19 protein-coding genes are annotated in these 20,724 nt (G+C 41.4%); 9 read left to right on the top strand and 10 right to left on the bottom strand.

All coding sequences use genetic code 11. The features are described from left to right. Positions 1-182 precede the first annotated feature (182 nt). Positions 183-734: a hypothetical protein gene (locus Q4567_RS19715; RefSeq protein WP_303501895.1), complete on the top strand. Its 552-nt coding sequence runs from the start codon at positions 183-185 to the stop codon at positions 732-734. A gap of 76 nt (positions 735-810) precedes the next feature. Here Q4567_RS19715 and Q4567_RS19720 read toward each other — a convergent pair whose 3' ends face one another. The 3 genes from Q4567_RS19720 to Q4567_RS19730 form a co-directional block, all read right to left on the bottom strand. After that, positions 811-1,065 (bottom strand): Txe/YoeB family addiction module toxin, encoded by a 255-nt coding sequence (locus Q4567_RS19720; protein ID WP_216047621.1) that lies wholly within the window; start codon positions 1,063-1,065, stop codon positions 811-813. Continuing rightward, complete coding sequence (locus tag Q4567_RS19725) at positions 1,062-1,304, bottom strand: type II toxin-antitoxin system Phd/YefM family antitoxin (RefSeq protein WP_252728951.1); 243 nt, start codon at positions 1,302-1,304, stop codon at positions 1,062-1,064. Before Q4567_RS19725 ends, Q4567_RS19720 begins: the two co-directional genes overlap by 4 nt. 449 nt (positions 1,305-1,753) lie before the next feature. After that, entirely contained in the window at positions 1,754-2,338 is a 585-nt protein-coding gene (locus tag Q4567_RS19730) for a DUF922 domain-containing Zn-dependent protease (protein WP_303501897.1), read from the bottom strand. Positions 2,339-2,518: 180 nt separating this feature from the next. On the opposite strand from Q4567_RS19730, the gene Q4567_RS19735 reads away from it, so the two are divergent. Together Q4567_RS19735 and Q4567_RS19740 are read left to right on the top strand one after the other, a co-directional pair. Further along, positions 2,519-3,979, top strand: coding sequence for a hypothetical protein (locus Q4567_RS19735; protein ID WP_303501900.1), 1,461 nt, complete (start codon positions 2,519-2,521; stop codon positions 3,977-3,979). A 19-nt stretch (positions 3,980-3,998) separates the two neighbouring features. Next, complete coding sequence (locus tag Q4567_RS19740) at positions 3,999-5,240, top strand: glycine betaine ABC transporter substrate-binding protein (protein ID WP_216047625.1); 1,242 nt, start codon at positions 3,999-4,001, stop codon at positions 5,238-5,240. Positions 5,241-5,272: 32 nt separating this feature from the next. Here the strand turns inward: Q4567_RS19740 and Q4567_RS19745 are convergent, their stop codons facing one another. The 6 genes from Q4567_RS19745 to Q4567_RS19770 all read right to left on the bottom strand — a co-directional run bounded on the left by Q4567_RS19745 (position 5,273) and on the right by Q4567_RS19770 (position 12,316). Then, on the bottom strand, positions 5,273-6,175 hold the full coding sequence (locus Q4567_RS19745) for a hydroxymethylglutaryl-CoA lyase (RefSeq protein ID WP_216047626.1): 903 nt from the start codon (positions 6,173-6,175) through the stop codon (positions 5,273-5,275). A gap of 4 nt (positions 6,176-6,179) precedes the next feature. Continuing rightward, complete coding sequence (locus tag Q4567_RS19750; RefSeq protein WP_303501903.1) at positions 6,180-8,198, bottom strand: acetyl/propionyl/methylcrotonyl-CoA carboxylase subunit alpha; 2,019 nt, start codon at positions 8,196-8,198, stop codon at positions 6,180-6,182. Then, complete coding sequence (locus Q4567_RS19755; RefSeq protein WP_303501906.1) at positions 8,195-9,016, bottom strand: enoyl-CoA hydratase/isomerase family protein; 822 nt, start codon at positions 9,014-9,016, stop codon at positions 8,195-8,197. The genes Q4567_RS19750 and Q4567_RS19755 overlap by 4 nt, the downstream gene beginning before the upstream one ends. A gap of 13 nt (positions 9,017-9,029) precedes the next feature. Beyond that, entirely contained in the window at positions 9,030-10,637 is a 1,608-nt protein-coding gene (locus tag Q4567_RS19760) for a carboxyl transferase domain-containing protein (RefSeq protein WP_216047629.1), read from the bottom strand. 72 nt (positions 10,638-10,709) lie between these two features. Beyond that, positions 10,710-11,879, bottom strand: coding sequence for an isovaleryl-CoA dehydrogenase (locus Q4567_RS19765; protein WP_303501907.1), 1,170 nt, complete (start codon positions 11,877-11,879; stop codon positions 10,710-10,712). Between the two features lie 5 nt (positions 11,880-11,884). After that, positions 11,885-12,316 (bottom strand): MerR family DNA-binding transcriptional regulator, encoded by a 432-nt coding sequence (locus tag Q4567_RS19770; RefSeq protein ID WP_303501909.1) that lies wholly within the window; start codon positions 12,314-12,316, stop codon positions 11,885-11,887. Between the two features lie 495 nt (positions 12,317-12,811). Between Q4567_RS19770 and kynU the strand changes: the two genes are divergently transcribed. Next, positions 12,812-14,077, top strand: coding sequence for a kynureninase (kynU, locus tag Q4567_RS19775; protein ID WP_303501911.1), 1,266 nt, complete (start codon positions 12,812-12,814; stop codon positions 14,075-14,077). Between the two features lie 31 nt (positions 14,078-14,108). Here the strand turns inward: kynU and Q4567_RS19780 are convergent, their stop codons facing one another. Then, positions 14,109-15,761 (bottom strand): response regulator, encoded by a 1,653-nt coding sequence (locus Q4567_RS19780; protein WP_216047633.1) that lies wholly within the window; start codon positions 15,759-15,761, stop codon positions 14,109-14,111. 361 nt (positions 15,762-16,122) lie between these two features. On the opposite strand from Q4567_RS19780, the gene Q4567_RS19785 reads away from it, so the two are divergent. The 5 genes from Q4567_RS19785 (at position 16,123) to gmhB (ending at position 20,723) form a co-directional block, all read left to right on the top strand. Beyond that, the gene (locus Q4567_RS19785) at positions 16,123-17,280 is read left to right on the top strand and encodes an acyl-CoA dehydrogenase family protein (RefSeq protein WP_216047634.1); all 1,158 of its coding nucleotides are present in this window, start codon (positions 16,123-16,125) and stop codon (positions 17,278-17,280) included. 11 nt (positions 17,281-17,291) lie between these two features. Then, positions 17,292-18,431, top strand: a complete 1,140-nt coding sequence (locus tag Q4567_RS19790) for an enoyl-CoA hydratase/isomerase family protein (protein WP_216047635.1) — start codon at positions 17,292-17,294, stop codon at positions 18,429-18,431. Between the two features lie 112 nt (positions 18,432-18,543). Further along, positions 18,544-19,305: an SDR family oxidoreductase gene (locus Q4567_RS19795; protein ID WP_216047636.1), complete on the top strand. Its 762-nt coding sequence runs from the start codon at positions 18,544-18,546 to the stop codon at positions 19,303-19,305. A 67-nt stretch (positions 19,306-19,372) separates the two neighbouring features. Then, on the top strand, positions 19,373-20,197 hold the full coding sequence (locus Q4567_RS19800) for a putative RNA methyltransferase (RefSeq protein WP_303501915.1): 825 nt from the start codon (positions 19,373-19,375) through the stop codon (positions 20,195-20,197). Beyond that, on the top strand, positions 20,187-20,723 hold the full coding sequence (gene gmhB / locus Q4567_RS19805) for a D-glycero-beta-D-manno-heptose 1,7-bisphosphate 7-phosphatase (RefSeq protein WP_303501917.1): 537 nt from the start codon (positions 20,187-20,189) through the stop codon (positions 20,721-20,723). Before Q4567_RS19800 ends, gmhB begins: the two co-directional genes overlap by 11 nt. The last annotated feature ends 1 nt before the right edge of the window (position 20,724 follow it).

Raw genomic sequence — 20,724 nt, forward strand, 5'->3', positions numbered from 1 at the left:
AGCTTCTCCGTTTGGTTTTGTCACCTATCAGAGTAGCCTAAAAGTTACGCTGATTGGGGAGGCTCAATGAGTATCAAGCTGTTTAACAAGGACAAAGTACAGTTGGCTTTTGCTCCTTTGTCGCTTATTTTAGCCAACTATATTTTGCCCGTTAACAGGGCGTTAGCACCCAAGGAGGAAATATGAGCTTTCAGGCATTTATAAAAGCAGCAAAATCAATAATCACAATTGGCTCTTCGGCAAATGCTACATCCAGACAAGAAATTATTGATGTGGTCGGAAGCTTGAGTGATGAGTTGGACCGCGCCTTATCATTAACCGACTCTTATCTAATTGGTGCAAAGTTTTCCGTAGATGATAATGAGCTTGCTCGTTACTTGGCTGATGTGGATGGCACCTTAATGCGAAGCTATCATGAGCATCATGTTTGTGCCGCTTTGTATCACCTCGCTGATAAGTTCGATCAAATATTCGACCCAACAAGGTTTTCTGTAGACATAACATCCTATAAGGAAATACCTAGGCTGATTGATGAATTGAAAAATGGTGAGCAAGTTGTTCTTGATGACCTTCAGGAAATAGCCATCAAGCTTAGAGATTACTCTAATGAGCTTCATTCTGGTTCAACGAGCCGTGATGACATCCTTAAAGCCATCGAATATCACAGGAAAGAAATTGAGACATATCGAAAACAAATCAAAGCCAAGCGGAGAAATCTTCTATCAAAAATATAAATGCTAACAAGTCAATCAACTTCGCGCCTAAGGCGCCGGACGCAGCGAAGCTGCGCCGGTTATTGAGGCGTTAGATTTAATAGTGGTAGCGAAGTTGCGCTATTAGGATTGTATCTTCTTGATATTTATAAACGAGTCTATGTTCATCATTGATTCTGCGTGACCAATAACCTGAAAGGGCATGTTTTAAAGGTTCTGGTTTACCAAGTCCTTCGTATGGTTCACGCTGAATATCTTTAATTAATGTATTAATCCTTTTTAAAATCTTTTTATCCGTAGTTTGCCAATACAGATATTGTTCCCATGCTTTCGTTGAGAAGGTTAATTTCATTCAAGCAATTCTCTAGGGGTACCATTCCCAGCCTCTAACTCAACTATCGATTCTATTAAGGCTCTCGTGTTTGCTGGTGATCTGAGTAGGTAGGTAGTTTCTTGCATTGATTCATAATCATCTAATGACATCATCACAACAGGGCTTTCGCTCTTTCGTGTAATTATTACTGGAGCATGGTCGTCGCATACTTTTTCCATCGTTTTCGCTAGATTTGCTCTTGCAGCTGTATAACTCATTGCTTCCATTTTTCTGTACCTGTACTTTATTCTGTACCAAAAGTATAATTAAACCTAACAAACAAATCAACAAGGACTAAAAATGTTTGGCTCGGCTCACTTCGTTCGCTAGTATAGCCAAACGTTTTTAGCCCTTTATTTGAAGCGTTGGTATGACTCCCTTTGTCAATAAAAACCGAGTATCTCCCTGACATTTTTTCGGTCCATAATTAGTTATTCTTTCACTCAAATAAATTGAACTAACGCACCGGATGAGGCAGTAATGTCGTCGGTTGGTATGCTGGTATCCGAAGGTTACTTATTCAGTGAATAAACAGAGCTGACCTTACTCGTTTTGTCCCGCGCCGGTCACCGGTAGCACCTTCTCATCAGTCTATGCTCGTGGATCAATCACCGATTGATTCTGCCGCAATTCAATCTGCTAAGAAAACGAGTTAAAAAAACGCCATTTATTTTGCCGAAATAAACACACCTTGGGTTTTGCCGTGTCCGGTGTCTTGGTCGTATTGTTTATTCTGTAGTTGGTAGAATTTTACGAGTTTGGCGACTTGTTTGCTGGCTTGGGATTTTAATTGGCTGCATTGAAAATGGGGAGGCATGCTTTTTAGTTTTCGTTCAATGCTTTCACCAGCTTCAATCCAAATAGCCTGATGGCCTTTTTCGTGATCCAATAAAGCGGTGTAATAATCGTCAAAGGTTTGTTTTAAGTTTTCTGCGGCGGTTTTTCTGTTAGACATTTCGGGCATGGTATAAAGCCCCTCTAAATACACTTTGATGCCTACAAGTCGACATAGGTTGCCGCTAGTTTGTAATCCAAAAACCGGTGTTAACTGCCATTGAGTGCGACCGTGAAATAGTTGATTTTCTTTCACTACGGGGGAGTTTGCGCGCAATTCAATTTTAATTTGCTGTCGCGTCGTGGGGGCAATGGAATAGTGTTCGAACTTTTCAGTTAACACAACCTCAGAAAAAGCATTTAAGCTTGTAAACAGCAAGAAGCCGCAACTCACGCGCTTTATTCCAGCTAAAAACATCAATAATTCACCGTAACATCAAACGAATACACTCTAAATTACGGCTTTATAGCCTAGATTGAAAGAGGTTTACGCTGACTATCCACTAGCTTGCCATGAATAATTCCTTTTATTTAGCTTAAGATTGTTATCAACCTGACAAATGCTAATTAATTGTATAAAATTTAAACAGGGAAGGTGGTGGTAACACCATCAATTTATAATGGAAAGGTTGATACTTTGAATACAGCTCGCACTAAAAGTAACCCTATGATTATGGTTAGCTTGATTGTCGCACTGCTACTTTTAATTGCGGCTATTGTGTATTCGAGTTCTAAACCCGCCACAGGACCAAAGGTCATCCATTTATCTTCAGGTGAATGGGCTCCGTATTCGGGAGAGTCTCTACCGCAAAAGGGAATTGCGAGTGTCATAGTCACCTCTGTATTTGAACAGATGGGCTATCGAGTCGATTTGCAATTTATGCCCTGGAGTATTGCCCAATCAAAAGCGGAATTGTCGCAGCAGGATAGTCAAATTCGAGGGACTTACCCTTATATCAAAACCGCAGAGCGAGAAAATCATTTTTACTTTAGTGAACCTATCATTGATGTTCCTAACGGGATTTTCTTTCACCTGAAACATACCCCACAGGCGGCCAACATTAGCGAACCGTCTGAGTTACAAAATTATGCGGTAATCACCTTGGCAGGTTACGAATACACACCTAGATTGGGACAGTATATTCCTAACAATACCTGCAATTTCAAAGATACGCTTCAGGGCTTTGAAATACTTGATGCTAACCAAAACTGGATACTGATTAGCGAAAAAAAGTTAACTCAAAGACAATTAGTTGAAGTAGCTAGTAGCGCAGAAGCAAAAAGGTTGAAGCTGACCGAAAGGGTACTTCAGGTTAAACAAGTGAACCCATTTCACTACAACCAAATAGATCCTCAACATTCTCAACCCCTTTATGCTTATCAATCAAGTGAACAGCAATTTCACTCAGGCAGTGAGTTAATCGAGAATAGTAATCTAATTGTTACCCCTGATGTCGCGTCTAAAACAGCAATAAAATCGAATCAGCCCACAGTTTGTCAAATGCCGATTAACACCGCGTTAATATGGCTGGCTTATACCTCTAAGCCTAAAGTTTTCATTGAATCTCAGCAAGTCGGTGAAACCTTATTAACCCAGTCGATGCCAACGTTATCGGCAAAAATAGGCTTTGCAAAATACGTTGATTATGTGCCGCATAGCGTGATGTTTTCTAAAAATAATCCGAATAATCTCTCACTTAGAAATCAGTTTAACCAGGTTCTAGATAATCTAAAAAGTAATCCGCAGGCCTATGACAGCTTGTTGACGCAAGTTGCAAATGAAATTGATATGGCTGATTCAGTGAAATTGGTATCAACTGGTGGTAGTGCCCTTGTAGAAGGGCAGCGGTATGATCCTCAATCAAATCGTTGTTCGCCAACCGAAGTATTTACCTTTCCAAAAGGAAGCAAAGCGTTGGTGCGTCAATGGCCTGAAATTTTCTTAAATAACGCACGCATACTCACACAGCAGAAAGTCATTGCCAGTGTGTTAAATGGTCCATTGGCGTCAAAAACCACTTTATATTGTTTTGAGCCAACCGCTGTGCAACTACAATAAAGTTTGTTACGGAGAACGTATGAAACGTAAAAAAAACAGTAGTTTTTTATCAAAATCGGCACCTTACTTACTGACAATATATTGTTTGGCGGTGCTATTATTCTTTCTTGCTGAGTTAAAGCTCTTTGGCCTTGACGAATATTTGAGGGCCACCAATCAGGTATTGATCTTATTTGCATTGTTGATCATGCCATTTGTGATTATCAATATGCCGAGTTTTATTCAGTCACTCACCTTGAAGGTTTCCGATAAAGAGTTTCATGTTCAGCTCAATGAATTGGAATCAAATTTTAGTCAAACCATTGGGCGGGTGCAGCAACAAGTCAGTACATCGGAGCAGTCATTCTGGCCAATACTGGCTGGAGAAGATGTATTGGCGTCAAAACGTCTGGAAGGGCCTAATCCGAAAATCATCATTGGCGCTAAAAATGACCTCTCTCAGATGTTTTTTACAGAGCTTTTAGCGTTGGCTATAACCCATGAGAATTCACATATTGTCTGCGAAATACGTTATCCAAATGGTGATAGCATGCATAACTTCGCCGAACTTAAATACCGATGGCTGGATGTTTACATGGACTATACCGGTACCTGCCTGCAATATTTTAATATCCATCATAAAACCGAAACCGGCGGAATTAAATCACCAGATGAGCTCACTGAGGAGTTAAATCAATATGGACAAGGGTTAGGCATTCAATGGTTACCTAATTTAGGTTGCAGTGAAGATTATTGTTTAGTTATGACCCCTGAATACGCTGAATCTGAAGAAATAATCAGTATTAGCGATTTAAAAACCAAAGGCGGTAAACTGACGTTTAGTGCAGATCCTGAATTTATGAACAGAAAGGATTGCCTATTAGGCTTGTTAGACTACGGTGTGAAATTCAAATCTGTTTTACCTTGCAGTGTTACCGATCGTTATTCAGCCAAAGAAAGTGGTGAAGCTGAAGTGTTTGTAGGTTACGAATCTGACCCACAAGTATCAAGAGGCGAAGTGACTATGCTAAAAGATACTGATCAGTTTTTTCCTCGTTATTTAGCTCAACCGTTAGTGTCAGCTGCGGTTTTGAAAAAATTTCCGGAGCTTGAAGCACGGCTGCTAATATTGCATGACTGCATGGATACAGAACAATTAAATGAGATTGTTGCCAAAATAGGAAATTCGAATAATGATCCTGTGCGAGCTAAAGAGGAAGCGAAAAAAATATTTAAACAGGCACTGAAAAAGCACCAACAAAAAAACACAATGCAGATTTAACGACTCCGTCATAAAACAATCAGACTCAATACTCAAGATAACAGGGCGTTTGCGACCTTAGAGGTAGAAGACCGACCAAGCGCTTGCATTATATTGTTTCCCGCATTCACTAGTTTTTCGATATCAATGCCGGTGTGTATACCCATACCATTTAGCATGAATACCACATCTTCAGTTGCAACGTTGCCAGAAGCGCCTTTTGCATAAGGGCAACCGCCTAAACCTGCCACCGCGCTATCGATGGTACTAATTCCTTGTTGCAACGCGATCAAAATATTGGCTAAAGCTTGACCATAGGTATCATGAAAATGCACCGCAATTTTTTCCCTCGGAATAACCTGTTGAACGGCTTCTAACATCTTACTGGTTTTAATCGGTGTGCCAACACCAATAGTGTCGCCAAGTGACACTTCATAACAACCCATAGCCAATAAATGTTGTGCAACCTCTGCTACTTTTTGCGGCGCGATATCGCCTTCATAGGGGCAACCTAACACACAAGAAACATAACCTCGAACTGGCATGTTGTCTTTTTTAGCTTGCTCAACAATGGGAACAAAGCGCTCTAAACTTTCGGCAATAGAACAATTTATGTTTTTCTGTGAAAAGGTTTCAGAAGCCGCGCCAAATATAGCCACCTCATCCACATTTACCGATTTGGCATTGGTGTAACCTTGTAAGTTGGGAGTGAGCGCTGAATAGGTTATACCCGGTATTCGCGTTAACTCTCGAAATAATTGAGTACTATCAGCCATTTGTGGCACCCACTTAGGTGATACAAAGCTACCTGCTTCGATAAATTTTAAACCAGCCAGGGCCAAATCATCAATTAGCTGCAGTTTACTGGCTAAATCAATCAGTTGTTTTTCATTTTGTAGACCATCTCTGGGACCTACTTCGACGATTTTAACCTGTGTTGGATAACTGCTTGTCATAGGTTTACTCCTCGGCTTCAAAGTCGAGCAGCACAGCACCGCCATCTACAAGATCACCGGCGACAAAATAAAATTCTTTGACCACACCTGCTTTTGGCGCTTTGATGGCGTGTTCCATTTTCATTGCTTCCATCACCATTAACGTTTGTCCTTTTTCTACTTCCTGATTAACCTCTACTAATTGCGCAACTATTGTGCCATTCATAGGAGCCGCAAACCCGCCATGGTGATCATCTGCGTCACTGAGACCTAAATCTGCGGTATTGAGTTTACATTGGATGGCAAACTCTTTAGTAAATAGGGTCGTGAAGCCTTGATGGGGTTGCAGCTTCATCTGCAGATTTTGACCATTGATAGTGACGTCAAAGTGATGGCCATCAAGTTTGCAAACACATTCAAAACAACCTTCAGATGTGCTGACATTAATGACTGTGAAACCTAATTGGTTGCATGGTAAATACTCAACTGTCACTTCGATACTCTGCTGTTGAATATCAACGCTTAGCACTTCTGTGAACCGTTCGTTCATGCGCCAGTGGTTCTGTGCATGCCAAGGCGAGTTTTTATTATCTGAGACTGACGTTAAAGCCTGCCGTTGTAATATTAAGTACGTTACTGCCGCTGGGGTTATTAGTTCATGTTGCAGGGCGTTTTTGACAAAAAGTTCAGACTCATGTTGTTCAATAAAGTGAGTAGTTAACTGTGCTTGTTTGAAGGCTGGATGAGTTGCCAAGTTGTACAGAAAATCAATGTTTGTAGTAACCCCGTCAACTTGATACACACTTAAGGCGTCAGCAAGTTTGCTAAGGGCTTTTTCACGATTTTGATCCCATACAATTAATTTCGCAATCATAGGATCGTAAAACGGTGTTACTTCGTCACCTTCTATCACGCCTGTATCAACTCGCACATTATCCGTTTCTGTAGGTGGCGTTAACTGACTTAATAAACCAGTAGAAGGTAAAAATTGATTATTTGGATCTTCAGCGTAAATTCGCGCTTCAAATGCATGTCCATTTATACCTAGTTGGTCTTGTTGTAAGGGGAGAGGTTCACCTTTGGCCACGCAAAGTTGCCATTCCACTAGATCTTGGCCAGTGATCATTTCAGTTACTGGGTGCTCTACCTGCAATCTAGTGTTCATTTCCATGAAGAAAAATTGGCCATCGGGTTCCAGCAAAAATTCTACAGTGCCTGCGCCAATGTAACCAATTGCTTGTGCGGCAGTTAAGGCTGCTTGTCCCATTTGTTGGCGTAATTCTGAAGTCATGCCGGGTGCAGGGGCTTCTTCAATGACTTTTTGATGGCGTCGTTGCACTGAGCAGTCTCGCTCAAACAAATAAACACCGTTTTCATGGCTATCGCAAAATACTTGGATTTCTACGTGACGAGGTTGCGCTAAGTATTTTTCAACTAGCATAATGTCATCACCAAAACCTGACATGGCTTCACGTTTTGCCGCATCCAATGCATCGTAAAACTCATTGCTATGAGCGACTTGTCGCATACCTTTACCACCGCCGCCGGCAGCCGCTTTTAGCAGAACCGGATAGCCCATGTCATCGGCATGTTTTTTCAACAATTCTGGAGATTGATCATCACCGTGATAACCCGGTACTAGCGGAACGCCAGCTTGCTCCATTATATGCTTAGCGGCCGATTTGGAACCCATAGCTTCTATTGCCGCAACAGGTGGTCCAACAAAGATAATATTATGTTGTTCACATAAACGACAGAACTGTGAATTCTCTGATAAGAAACCGTAACCGGGATGAATCGCATCCACGTTTAGTTTAATTGCCGCGGCGATAATCAGCTCGCCTTTTAGATAACTATCACGGGTTGGCGCGGGGCCAAGTCTGACTGCTTCATCAGCCATTTTTACATGCTGCGCATTGATATCAGCATCGGAATAAACTGCAACGGTTTTAATGCCTAACAATTTGGCGGTTTTTATAATTCGACAAGCAATTTCTCCGCGATTAGCGATAAGCAATTTGTCTATGTTTTTTAGGTCATTCATGATTTTTCCCGCCATGCTGGTTGTCTTTTTTCCAAAAACGCAGCTAATCCTTCTTGACCCTCTGCTGACACCCGTGTTGTCGCAATACGTAAACTGGTTTTCTCAATAAGCTCTTCGTCCAGTTGTTCGTCTTTAATATCAAACACTAATTGCTTGGCAGCAGCTACTGCGACAGGCCCGTTATTGATTATTTGAGTAACCAATAAATCAACTGTTGAATTTAATTCTTCCTCGGTAACCGCTTCACTGACTAAGCCCAAACGACGTGCTCTGCGAGCAGAGAAAACTTCCGCAGTCATAAAATAGCGGCGTGCGACTCTATCGCCAATCGCATCGATAACATAGGGGCTAATAGTCGCAGGTATCAAACCCAATTTAACTTCGCTTAAGCAAAATTTGCTTAAGCGGCTGGCAATGGCGATATCACAACAAGAAACTAATCCAACCGCACCACCAAATGCTGCGCCCTGAATTTTTGCAATAGTAGGTTTGGGCAGGGTGTAAAGAGTATGCAGCATATGCGCTAATGCATTTGCATCCGCTAAATTTTCTTCATAACTAAAGTTAGCCATGCGCTTCATCCAGTTGAGATCCGCGCCAGCGCAGAAACTCTTGCCATTGGCTTGTAATACCAGTACTCGCGCTTTGTCGTCTCTGGCCACCCGCTTAAAACAATCGGTAAGCAATGCAATAGTGTTATCGTCAAACGCATTGTGAACTTCTGGTCGGTTCAAGGTAATGGTCGCAACGCCGCGGGAATCAAGGGCGTAGATTACATCTTCTGAATGTGTTTGTAGGGTACTAGGAGTATTATTCATAACGGAAATCACCTTACATTCTAAACACGCCAAAGCGTGTTTCTTCAATGGGTTTATTGAGTGCCGCAGAAATTGAAAGCGCGAGCACAAAACGGGTATCAGCAGGATCTATTACACCATCATCCCAAAGTCGCGCGGAGGCATAATAAGGGTGGCCTTGTTGTTCATAGGTATCAATAATAGGTTGTTTAAATGCGTTCTCTTCTTCTACACTCCAGCTTTCGTCGTGCCGTTGTTTTTGATCTCGTTTGACTTGCGCTAGCACGCCAGCAGCTTGCTCTCCACCCATCACCGAAATTCGCGCATTTGGCCACATAAACATAAACCTAGGATCATAAGCTCGGCCGCACATACCATAATTTCCAGCGCCGAAACTACCGCCAATTAACACGGTAAATTTAGGCACTTTGGCACAGGCTACTGCGGTGACCATTTTAGCTCCATGTTTGGCGATTCCGCCCGACTCGTATTGTTTACCCACCATAAAACCGGTGATATTTTGTAAAAAAACTAATGGAATTTTTCGTTGTGCACATAGTTCAATGAAGTGTGCGCCTTTTTGTGCAGACTCTGAAAATAAGATGCCGTTGTTGGCAACTATTCCCACGGGATGACCGTAAATACGTGCAAAACCGCAAACTAGAGTAGTGCCGAACAGCGCTTTGAACTCATCGAACTCTGAGCCATCGACTACTCTTGCGATTATTTCACGGACGTCGAACGGTTGTTTACTGTCTTTGGGAATAACGCCATAAATATCGCTAGTGGGGTAGGCAGGCTCTTTAGGTTCAATTAAGTCCAAATAATTGGGTTTAGGTCGGTTTAGACGGGCAATTGCATTTCTGGCTAGTTGCAATGCGTGATGGTCATTGTTAGCTAGATGATCGACAACACCCGATGTACGGCAATGCACGTCACCACCACCTAGTTCCTCAGCCGTGACCACTTCACCCGTGGCGGCTTTCACTAAAGGTGGGCCACCTAAGAAAATCGTACCTTGGTTCTTGACGATTATGGATTCGTCAGCCATGGCAGGCACATATGCACCGCCAGCGGTGCATGAACCCATCACAACCGCTATTTGTGGAATATTTTGGGCAGACAAATTTGCTTGATTATAAAAAATTCGACCAAAGTGCTCCCGATCTGGAAAGACTTCATCTTGTCTTGGAAGATTCGCACCACCTGAGTCCACCAGATAAATACAAGGTAAGTTATTTTGCTCGGCTATGGTTTGGGCGCGCAAATGCTTTTTAACGGTTAAAGGATAATAGGTGCCACCTTTAACCGTCGCGTCATTTGCGACTATCATACATTCCACGCCTGATACTCGACCTATCCCCGCTATTACGCCCGCTGCGGGGACATAATCTGCATAGACATTCCATGCAGCAAGTTGGGACAACTCTAGAAAAGGAGAGCCACTATCTAACAGCGCATTTACTCTGTCTCTGGGGAGTAATTTCCCTCTTGCGGTATGACGTGCATTGGCCTTATCACCGCCACCCAATTTAATTTTGGCGATAACTTCTTTTAAGTCGTTAACTTGCCGAGCCATGTTGGCAGCGTTATCGATAAACTCTTGGCTTTTAACGTTTAATTTGCTGACGATAGGGGGCATGCATTCGCTCCTAATCCGGTTAAGTAAAATTTAACCCCATTGTGATGACATCTAAATGTCAAAAGTTGGGAATTAGCAGGTTTCGTTAAATAATTCGCGACCAATTAACATGCGACGTATCTCTGAAGTGCCAGCGCCGATTTCATACAGTTTTGCATCACGCAACAAACGACCTGCTGAAAACTCATTGATATAACCGTTACCACCGAGTAACTGAATAGCATCTAAGGCCATTTTGGTTGCTAATTCGGCCGAATAAAGTATCGCGCCTGCTGCATCTTTACGGGTGGTCTCACCTCGATCACAAGAACGCGCTACGGCATAAACGTAAGCTCTGGCGGCATTCATCTGGGTGTACATATCAGCAACTTTGCCTTGTACTAATTGGAACTGACCAATAGATTGACCAAATTGTTTGCGGTCATGAATGTAAGGAACAACAAGATCCATGCAGGCTTGCATGATCCCAAGTGGTCCACCTGAAAGCACTAATCTTTCATAATCTAGTCCACTCATTAATACGCGGACACCGCCACCTTCTTCGCCAAGGATGTTTTCCGCAGGCACTTCGCAGTCTTGGAAAACAAGCTCACAAGTATTCGATGAGCGCATACCTAATTTGTCGAGTTTTTGAGCTTGGCTAAATCCAGCAAAAGATTTTTCCACTATAAAAGCGGTAATGCCTTTGGAACCAGCTTTTACATCTGTTTTTGCGTAAATGACAAAGGTGTGGGCATCAGGGCCATTGGTTATCCACATTTTGTTGCCATTGAGGATGTATTTATCCCCTTGTTTATCGGCTCGTAGTTTCATACTCACGACATCTGAACCAGCATTAGGCTCACTCATCGCGAGCGCACCAATGTGCTCACCAGATACTAGCTTTGGAAGGTATTTTTGTTTTTGCGCTTCAGTGCCGTTTTTGTGAATCTGATTAACACAAAGATTTGAATGGGCTCCGTAACTTAAACCGATCCCAGCAGATGCTCGGCTGACTTCTTCCATGGCGATAGTATGAGCTAAATACCCCATATCTGAACCACCATATTGCTCCGCAACCGTCACGCCCAATAAACCCATTTCACCTAGTTTAGGCCAAAGATGATTAGGAAATGCATTTTCTTCATCGGCTTTTTCTGCCAAGGGCGCTATTTCTGCTTGGGCAAAATTGTATACGTGATCACGAAGCATATCGATATCTTCGCCTAATCCAAAATTAAGTGTAGGGTAGGGAGCGTTCATCAAACTTATCCTTTATTTAATTGTTCAAGTTCGTCTTTGCATCGAGACTCAACTTCATCTAGCTCGATCATCAGGACGTTTATATCTTCAAGTTGTTGAATCAAAATGGCGCGTTTTTCTGTGGTCATTTCTAACATAGCTTGAAGCTGAATTTTTGAATTTTGGTGGCTATCGTAAAGGTTAAAAAGGGTGCGCGTTTCTGCTAAGGAAAACCCCAATCGTTTACCACGCAAAATGAGCTTTAATCTAACTTTGTCTTTTTTACTGTAGATTCGAGTTTGCCCCGCACGTTGCGGAGACAACAACCCCTGTTCTTCATAAAAACGTATGGAGCGGGGTGTTACATCAAAATGTTTAGATAACTCCCCTATACTGAATGTGGGCGCGTCTTGTTCGACTCCAGAGCTGTGTTTCTCAGATTTATTATCAGCATTCATTTCGCATTCCTAAACGTGTAAAACGGCGATAGTGTGTATATGTCACAAGTTTATATTTTTGTTTGTTTTAAAATTAAAGCTTACGTTTACGTATACGTCAACTTGATGCCGAGAATAAACTACCTCAATTAGAAGATCAACTTTTTAACATTTCCCATTTAATATAGTTGATATTATTTATTCAGTTAAAACGAGTGAATAAATATGAAAAGCAAACATGACAAGAAGGTAGGTTAATAGATTAGCTTAGGGCAAAAATAACGGGCTTTAATTTGCCGCTGAATAGCCAAAGTTAAGCGTCGGGTAAACAGCTTCGACTCACATTAAAAGTTTTACTGAGTAGCTAACAGCTTTAACAAGGTAAACTACTGATGTTGCGCAAAATATGCTTATTATTACTAATGCTAGTATTTCTAGTCTAGACAGTTTGATTTTTACGATCAAAATTGAATGCGATAAACCTTTTAACTAAACAATTCTAAATTGAGTAAATAAATGCCAAGTCCTAAATCTTCACCTGCAAAGCAAATTGATCAGCAAGCTCAACAATTAGATTCAACGGATAAATTGAGTGCGCTAAAAAGCCAGTTTGAATTGCCCGAAAACGGTGTTTATCTCGATGGAAATTCACTCGGCGCACTGCCTATTATTGCCAAACAACGAGCGCTAGAAACAGTTGAATTGCAGTGGGGGAGAGACTTAATTGCCAGTTGGAACAAGCACCATTGGATTGATCTTCCCATTACGGTAGGAGAAAAAATAGCGCGCTTAATAGGCGCAGGTGTTGGGCAAACTATATGTTGTGACTCCATCTCTGTAAATTTGTTTAAGTTAATCTGTGCAGCATTAGCAAAGCAACCGGGGCGAACGACGGTTTTATCCCAAGTTGATAACTTTCCAACAGACTTATATATGGTCCAAGGTATTGAGTCTTTGTTGAGTCAAGAACGCTGTCAGCTTAAATCGGTGAATGCAAATAATATAGAACAATCACTTACCGAGGAGGTGGCGGTTTTACTCGTAACCCAAGTCAATTATAGGACGGGCTACATTCATGACATGGCAAAGTTAACCAAATTAGCTCATGCTAAAGGAATTTTAGTTATTTGGGATCTTGCTCACAGCGCAGGCGTGCTGGATCTAAAACTTGACGATTGCCAGGTAGACTTTGCGGTGGGTTGTTCTTATAAATATCTCAATGGTGGGCCAGGCGCCCCTGGTTTTATTTATGTTGCTAAACGACATTTATCACATTTTAAACAGCCATTGAGTGGCTGGATGGGGCATAGTCAACCCTTTCAGTTCTCACCAACATTTGAAAGTGACAAGAGTATTTCACAATGTTTAACTGGTACACCTGCAATTATTTCTATGAGTATATTGGACGCTGCATTGGAGGTGTTTACGGCAGTGGATATGTCAGATGTAATGAGCAAATCTAAAGCCTTAACCTCGTTTTTTATGCAGGGTTTAAAAACACTTAAATTAGATCAAGAGTTAACCTGTATTTCACCTCAATCAGCAGAGTTGAGAGGCAGCCAAGTGGCGTTAACACATCCCTACGCATTTGCCATCTGTCAGGCACTTATTGCACATAAAGTTGTGGCTGATTTTCGTGCACCTGAGGTACTTCGTTTAGGTTTTGCGCCCTTGTATATTAGTTTCGAAAATGTTGCCACAGCATTACACAGGCTCAAAAAGATCATGCAAAATAAAGAGTATTTAAAAGCCGAATTTCAGCAACAGGGTAAGGTGACTTAAACAGCCTAATTACTTAAATTTTAATGATGGGTTAAGAATGAGTGGTCAGTTTATCGTTGTCTTTTATGATAAATCGTTCTTTGTCAGCGCTGAGTCTGCCGCCAATCTCATTCAATCGCTTACGATTACTGTTGCTTAATTCACGTTTGTCTAACTCATTAAATAGGCGCAATGTTTTCGCTTTTTTATATTCCGCTAAATTGGATTCCAATAACCCTTGCAGTAAATTTAAACCAAAGGCAGCTTCCTTAGGAAACAGAAGATAGGCTTGGTAGAAGTAATCTACGGATTCTTGATAACGTTGCTGATTGTGTAAATTCAAGCCCTGTTTGTTAAATTTGAGGGCTCTAGGGCGTCTTTCCCCTAACTCTTCTTCTTGCTGTGCAATTACCATTGAAGAGATGGTCTGGTCGGTTAGATCTTCTGTTTCTAACATTTTTTCTTCACAATCAAATAAGATTTGAGCCGCTCGCAATTCATCTCCTACACCTAACCATGCCTTTATGGCATCAGTCATTGTAGGGACATCTGCGGTCGTGAAGTCTTTTTGGTCTGCCTCTTCCAAAAGGGCTACGGCTTTATCTTGATCATTTTCTAACACGGCGACCAAAATGTTCATATAGTCACGTTTAATCGCAAGATTTTCTTCTAAATAATTGCGTCCTGCATTACCGATTAAAAATCGGGCTACTTGCAACGCGTTTGCTCTTTCATTTGCTTGTTTAGATTCTGCTATTGATAAGTAACAGCGCGCCAGTTCCAAGGATAATTCAGCGTATTTTTCACGTATATCTTTTGCGTTAAGCCGTTTTCGTTCCAACAAATCGATTGCTTTATCCATTTTGTTTTGCAACTGGTAAACATAGGATTTGAGCTTGGCCGCGGTCATTGAAAGTGCACTTTCTTTAATTAAGTCTATGTACTCTTCGGCTTCTTCATATTCTTTTCTACCAATACAAATTCGCGCAAGCCACTCGCAGGCTTTGTCATTGGTTAAGTGCGCACCTAGCATGTCTTTGAGTAATTCTTCACTGATTTCTATTTTGCCGGCTAAGTATTGAGCATGTATAACCCCCCATTTTGCCCAAATAACATTTTCTGCACTTTGTAACACGCTGTCATACAACGCAGTGGCTTCATCAAATCTTGAAAGCTTAAGGAGCAGTCTGGCGCGAATTTTTAACAGGGTAGTGCGGGACTTAGGTATCGAGTTGCTTTTAGCGATTTGTTCCAGCTTTTGTAGTGCGACATCCCAAAGCTTTTCATCCATCAGGGTTAGCACTGGCATCAGATGCCTACGAATTCTTAGTACGTTGGCGATGGTTTTTTCTAATATACGAATGGTGTAGGGCTTGATGACTAAGTCATCTGGATGGATATCAACAATTTGACCAATAATCAGTGGTAACCGGTCTGAGGTGACAAATATTAAACTGGTGGTGTTTTTTAACAGCTTTTCACGGTTCAACTCTTGAATAACTTCCACACCATTTTTATGATCACCAAGATGAAAGTCCATTAAAATCAAATCAAACTGACGAACCTTTAATGCTTTTTTGAGTTCTCTGCCGTGAATATAACAGGAGACATTCGAGTAGCCCATTTCTAGCAAATGGTTCCGTAAAAGAATTCGCGCCATGCCATTATCTTCAACTACAGCGATGTTGATTTTTGGTCCAACCACGATAATTTCTTCTTTCTGATCAATTTATTACGACAATATAGCAAGCATAGTATCAAAATAACAATGTACATTGCTATGGATAGATATTTATCCCTCGGCTTTTTACCAATTAGTTCGAAAAATCGGTAACTGGCAGCATTATATTGGCTGGTCTAGGATTACTGAAATGGTAAAGAAGTGGATTATTCATGATGAATATAACCCCATTTAACAAGTTTATGTTGTTGACTGTATACAGAAGTTGGCAGTATTTGATTATTTGATTTTAATTTACGTTAACGTTAAGGTGAGATTTTTGGTAACCTTATTTACAAAGCATTAACACTGTCCATTTAATCGGTTTTCTAAAGGAAACTAGCATATGAATTTTGATTTAACCGAAGATCAAATCGCCTTCGTTGATACAGCGAAACAATTTGCAGATCAAGAACTTGCCCCCCACGCTGCGCATTGGGATAAACATCATATTTTTCCTAAGGAAGTAATTCAGAAAGCCGGTGAATTAGGCTTCTGTGCTCTTTACACCCCTGAAGATGCGGGCGGTTTACAACTTAGTCGTTTAGATTCAGCGCTTATTTTTGAACAATTGGCAAGTGGATGCACTGCCACCACAGCAATGATGACAATTCATAATATGGCCACTTGGATGATCGCGACTTGGGGTACTGAGACAGTCAAGTCGGCCTGGTGCCCAACGTTAGTGACGGGCGAACATTTAGCATCCTATTGTTTAACTGAGCCGGGATCTGGCTCAGATGCAGCATCATTGCGCACCTCTGCGGTAAAAGAAGGTGACCATTACCGTATTAATGGCTCTAAGATGTTTATCTCTGGTGCGGGAGAAACCGATGTTCTGGTGGTTATGGTCAGAACAGGTGACAAAGGCCCTGGCGGTATCTCAGCCGTGGTGATCCCTGCTGATGCTGAAGGGGTCATTTATGGTAAAGCAGAAGAAAAAATGGGCTGGAATGCTCAACCTACTCGGTTGATTACGTTTCAAGATGTTTTAATACCCGTTGATAATCTTCTCGGAGAAGAAGGGGAAGGGTTTAAATTCGCCATGATGGGACTCGATGGTGGCAGGGTAAATATTGCAACTTGCTCCATTGGTACTGCGCAACGGGCGTTGGAAACTGCTACTGAATATATGCAAACTCGCACTCAGTTTGGTAAACCCCTTGCGGCATTTCAAGCACTACAGTTTAAATTGGCTGATATGGCGACCGAATTAGTCGCGGCCCGTCAAATGGTAAGATTGGCTGCGTTTAAGATTGATAGCCAAAGCCCAGATAAAACGACTTACTGTGCCATGGCTAAACGATTTGCAACAGACGTGGGTTTTCAAGTTTGTAATGAAGCGCTACAAATTCACGGTGGTTATGGTTACATTCAAGAGTACCCACTTGAGCGTCATGTGCGGGATGTGCGTGTACATCAAATTTTAGAAGGTACAAATGAAATTATGCGCGTCATCATCGGTCGACGTTTATTATCAAACAGTGATAGCCAAATCCTTTAGGAGTTTAGATTATGGAATTACCTGTAGTTTTTGATATTCAGACTTGTAAAAATGGCAAATCTATTGGAATCGCAACGCTCAACAGACCTAAATCGTTAAATGCATTAGATTTGGAAATGGTTAATTTATTGCTATTACAATTACAGTCTTGGCAGCACAATAACGACATTGCCATTGTGGTTCTAGACAGTCGCGGAGATAGCACTTTTTGCGCCGGTGGCGATGTGGTTTCAATGTACAATGCAATGAAAGACTCTAAAACAGAACAAAATAATCCGGCTATGGTTCCTGAATTACTCGAAACATTCTTTAGCCAAGAATACCGTTTGGATTATCTAATCCATACTTATCCGAAACCTATTTTAGCGTGGGGCAACGGCATCATAATGGGGGGCGGACTAGGATTGTTGGCTGGGGCGAGTCATAGAGTCGTAACCGAAGATGCCTTGATTGCCATGCCTGAAGCAGCCATCGGTTTGTACCCTGATGTCGGTGGTAGTTGGTTCTTAAATAAAATGCCAAAAGGTGTGGGGCAGTTTTTAGGTGTCACAGGGGCGAAAATCAATTGTCACGATGCTAAATTTGCAAACTTAGCTGACTTTGTTATTCAACATCAAAATAAACTGCAGGTTTTACGTCAAATCAAAACTACTGATTGGACTGAAAATTTCGCGCAAAATGGTCAACTCTTAACTGCGCTGTGTGCTGAGTTTGCACAAACCTCAGGAGTTTGTAATTTGCACAAACACGCTGATCTATTAGCAGGTTTGGCAGACACTACTACTTTACAAGACTACATAGATGCTTTAACAGCAGTTTCAATTTCTGATGATAAGTGGTTCAAAAAAGCACAAGATGCAATTGCATACAATTCACCAATATCGATGCACTTAGTGTTTCAACAACTTCACAGAGGAGTCGACTTATCTCTAGCTGAATGTTTTCAGATGGAACTAATTATGTCTTGCCGATGCGGTACCTATGGCGAATTTCAAGAAGGGGTTAGAGCGTTATTAATTGATAAAGACCGTAAGCCAAAATGGGCATTTGCAAATATTGCTGAAGTTGATGAAAAAACACTTAATCAGTTTTTCACCTCTATGTGGCCAAATAATGGGAATCCATTAAATGATTTGCAGTTAGCAAGTTAAATATATTGATTGTTGTTAATCTGTGCTTAGTGCTCAAAAATGTTTAACAGTGATGGGTTAATAAATTCTTCGACTGTCATTAATTGTAACGATAAAGATTGAAAGGTGAACTATGGAACTGAAAAATAAAGTAATTGCAATTACAGGTGCAGCCCAAGGACTCGGGTTGGCAATGGCTAAAACCTTCGCCGATGCTGGTGCCCATGTTGCGATGCTAGATATGCAAGATATTGTGGTTAAATCTGCAGCTGAACAAATTTCTGAGTTAGGCGTAACCGCTAGAGGCTACGCTGTTAATGTTACCGATGAATCGGATGTGGAATACGTGTTTTCACAGATTAAGAATGACTTTGGTCAATTGAATGGCTTAATCAATAGCGCAGGTATAATGCGTGACGGTATGTTGTTAAAGATAAAGGATGGAAAAGTCGTTGATAAAATGTCAAAGCAACAGTTTCAATCTGTTATTGATGTGAATGTTACAGGTACTTTTTTGTGTGCTCGAGAGGCAGCCTCTACAATGATTGAAACCAACAGCTCTGGTGTCATCATTAATCTATCTTCAGTGTCTCGCGGTGGCAACATGGGACAAACCAACTATTCTGCCTCTAAATCAGCGGTAGCCACTATGACAGTGACTTGGGCCAAAGAGCTAGCTCGTTATAACATTCGTACCGGTTGTATCGCCCCTGGATTAGTGAACACCGCCATGGCAGCGCAAATGCGGCCGGAAATGATCGAGCGATTCTTATCTACCGTTCCTGCTGGACGCTTAGCGGAAGTGGAAGAATTGGGCCATGCGGCAAAATTTATATTCGAGAATGACTATTTTACCGGGCGTACACTTGAATTGGATGGTGGAACAAGGGTTTAATACCCCCATTCTCTAAACCGCTGGGCTTTAATCTAGTTTGGCTGAAAATTTAAGGTAGTCTTTTTACATGTGGATTTGTCCAGCTTGTCGTCTTCCATTGTCATTGGAAAGTGGTACTTGGCGTTGTGAAGCTAAACATAGTTATGATAGAGCTAAAGAAGGTTACGTAAACCTGCAGTTGGCACAGGAACGCAGCAGCAAAGCGCCCGGCGATAACAAAGATATGATTTTGGCTCGTCGTGAGTTTCTGCAACAAGGATTTTACGATCCACTTATCGCTCGTATAGCTGATTTAATTCAAGCCCAATGCCTCAGTCCTGAGATACATTTATTCGATGCAGGTTGCGGTGAAGGGTATTATTTAGAACAAATACGCAGACAATTAGAAAGTGCCAAGCATCAATGTATTGCAGCAGGGTGTGATATATCCAAAGTGGCGATACAGCGCGCTGCAAAGACTCATAAAGCATGTCAATTTGCAGTTGCTAGTACATTTAAAATTCCTGTTGGGAGTGAAAGCTTGGATGTCGTCATTCAAGTTTTTGCACCTTCTAGCGAACAAGAAGTGGCTAGGATTTTAAAGCCAAATGGATTATGGATTCTAGTTAACCCTGGACCTAAACACTTGCAGCAACTAAAAGAATCCATTTATGACGTATCAAAGCCGCACACACTAACCCAAGTAGACACAAACAATTTCACGGTTCAAAGTAGAGAGTCACTTGGTTTTGATTTGAGTTTTAGTCAACCTGAACAGCGTTTGGCTTTACTTAAAATGACGCCTTATTTTTGGCATACCAGTGAACAAAATAAAGCCCAGTTTTTGCAATCCCAGATTGATTGTCAAACGGAATTTGATATTCAAGTATTGAGGAAAAATAGTGACATCTAAAGCGTTATTTTTAGATAGAGACGGTGTCATTAATGTTGACCATGGTTATGCATCCCGCCCAGATGAAATCGACTTTATTGATGATGTATTTGCGTTGTGCACACGCTTCCAACAGCAGGGGTATTTAATTCTGGTTGTGACCAATCAATCTGGGATAGGACGCGGATATTACAGCGAAGAGGATTTTTTACTATTATCGAAATGGATGCAGTCAGAGTTTGCAACGCGGGGGATCACGATAGATGATTTTTTCTATTGTCCCCATCATCCATTAAAGGCAAAAGGAGATTATTTACAACAATGCCATTGTCGTAAACCAAACCCTGGCATGTTTGAACAAGCTAAGCAAAAATACAATATCGATATGGCAAAGTCGTTCATGATTGGTGATAACAAGACGGACATGTTGGCGGCGGCTAGAGCTGGGGTCACCAAGCGTTTTCTTTATACAACTTCAGAAATCGCTGATGACACCAATATTGGATTTGAATGCATTGATAGCTTAAATCGAGTTTCCCCTGCGTAAC

The organism is Aliiglaciecola sp. 2_MG-2023 (assembly GCF_030548145.1).
Lineage (GTDB): Bacteria > Pseudomonadota > Gammaproteobacteria > Enterobacterales > Alteromonadaceae > Aliiglaciecola > Aliiglaciecola lipolytica_A.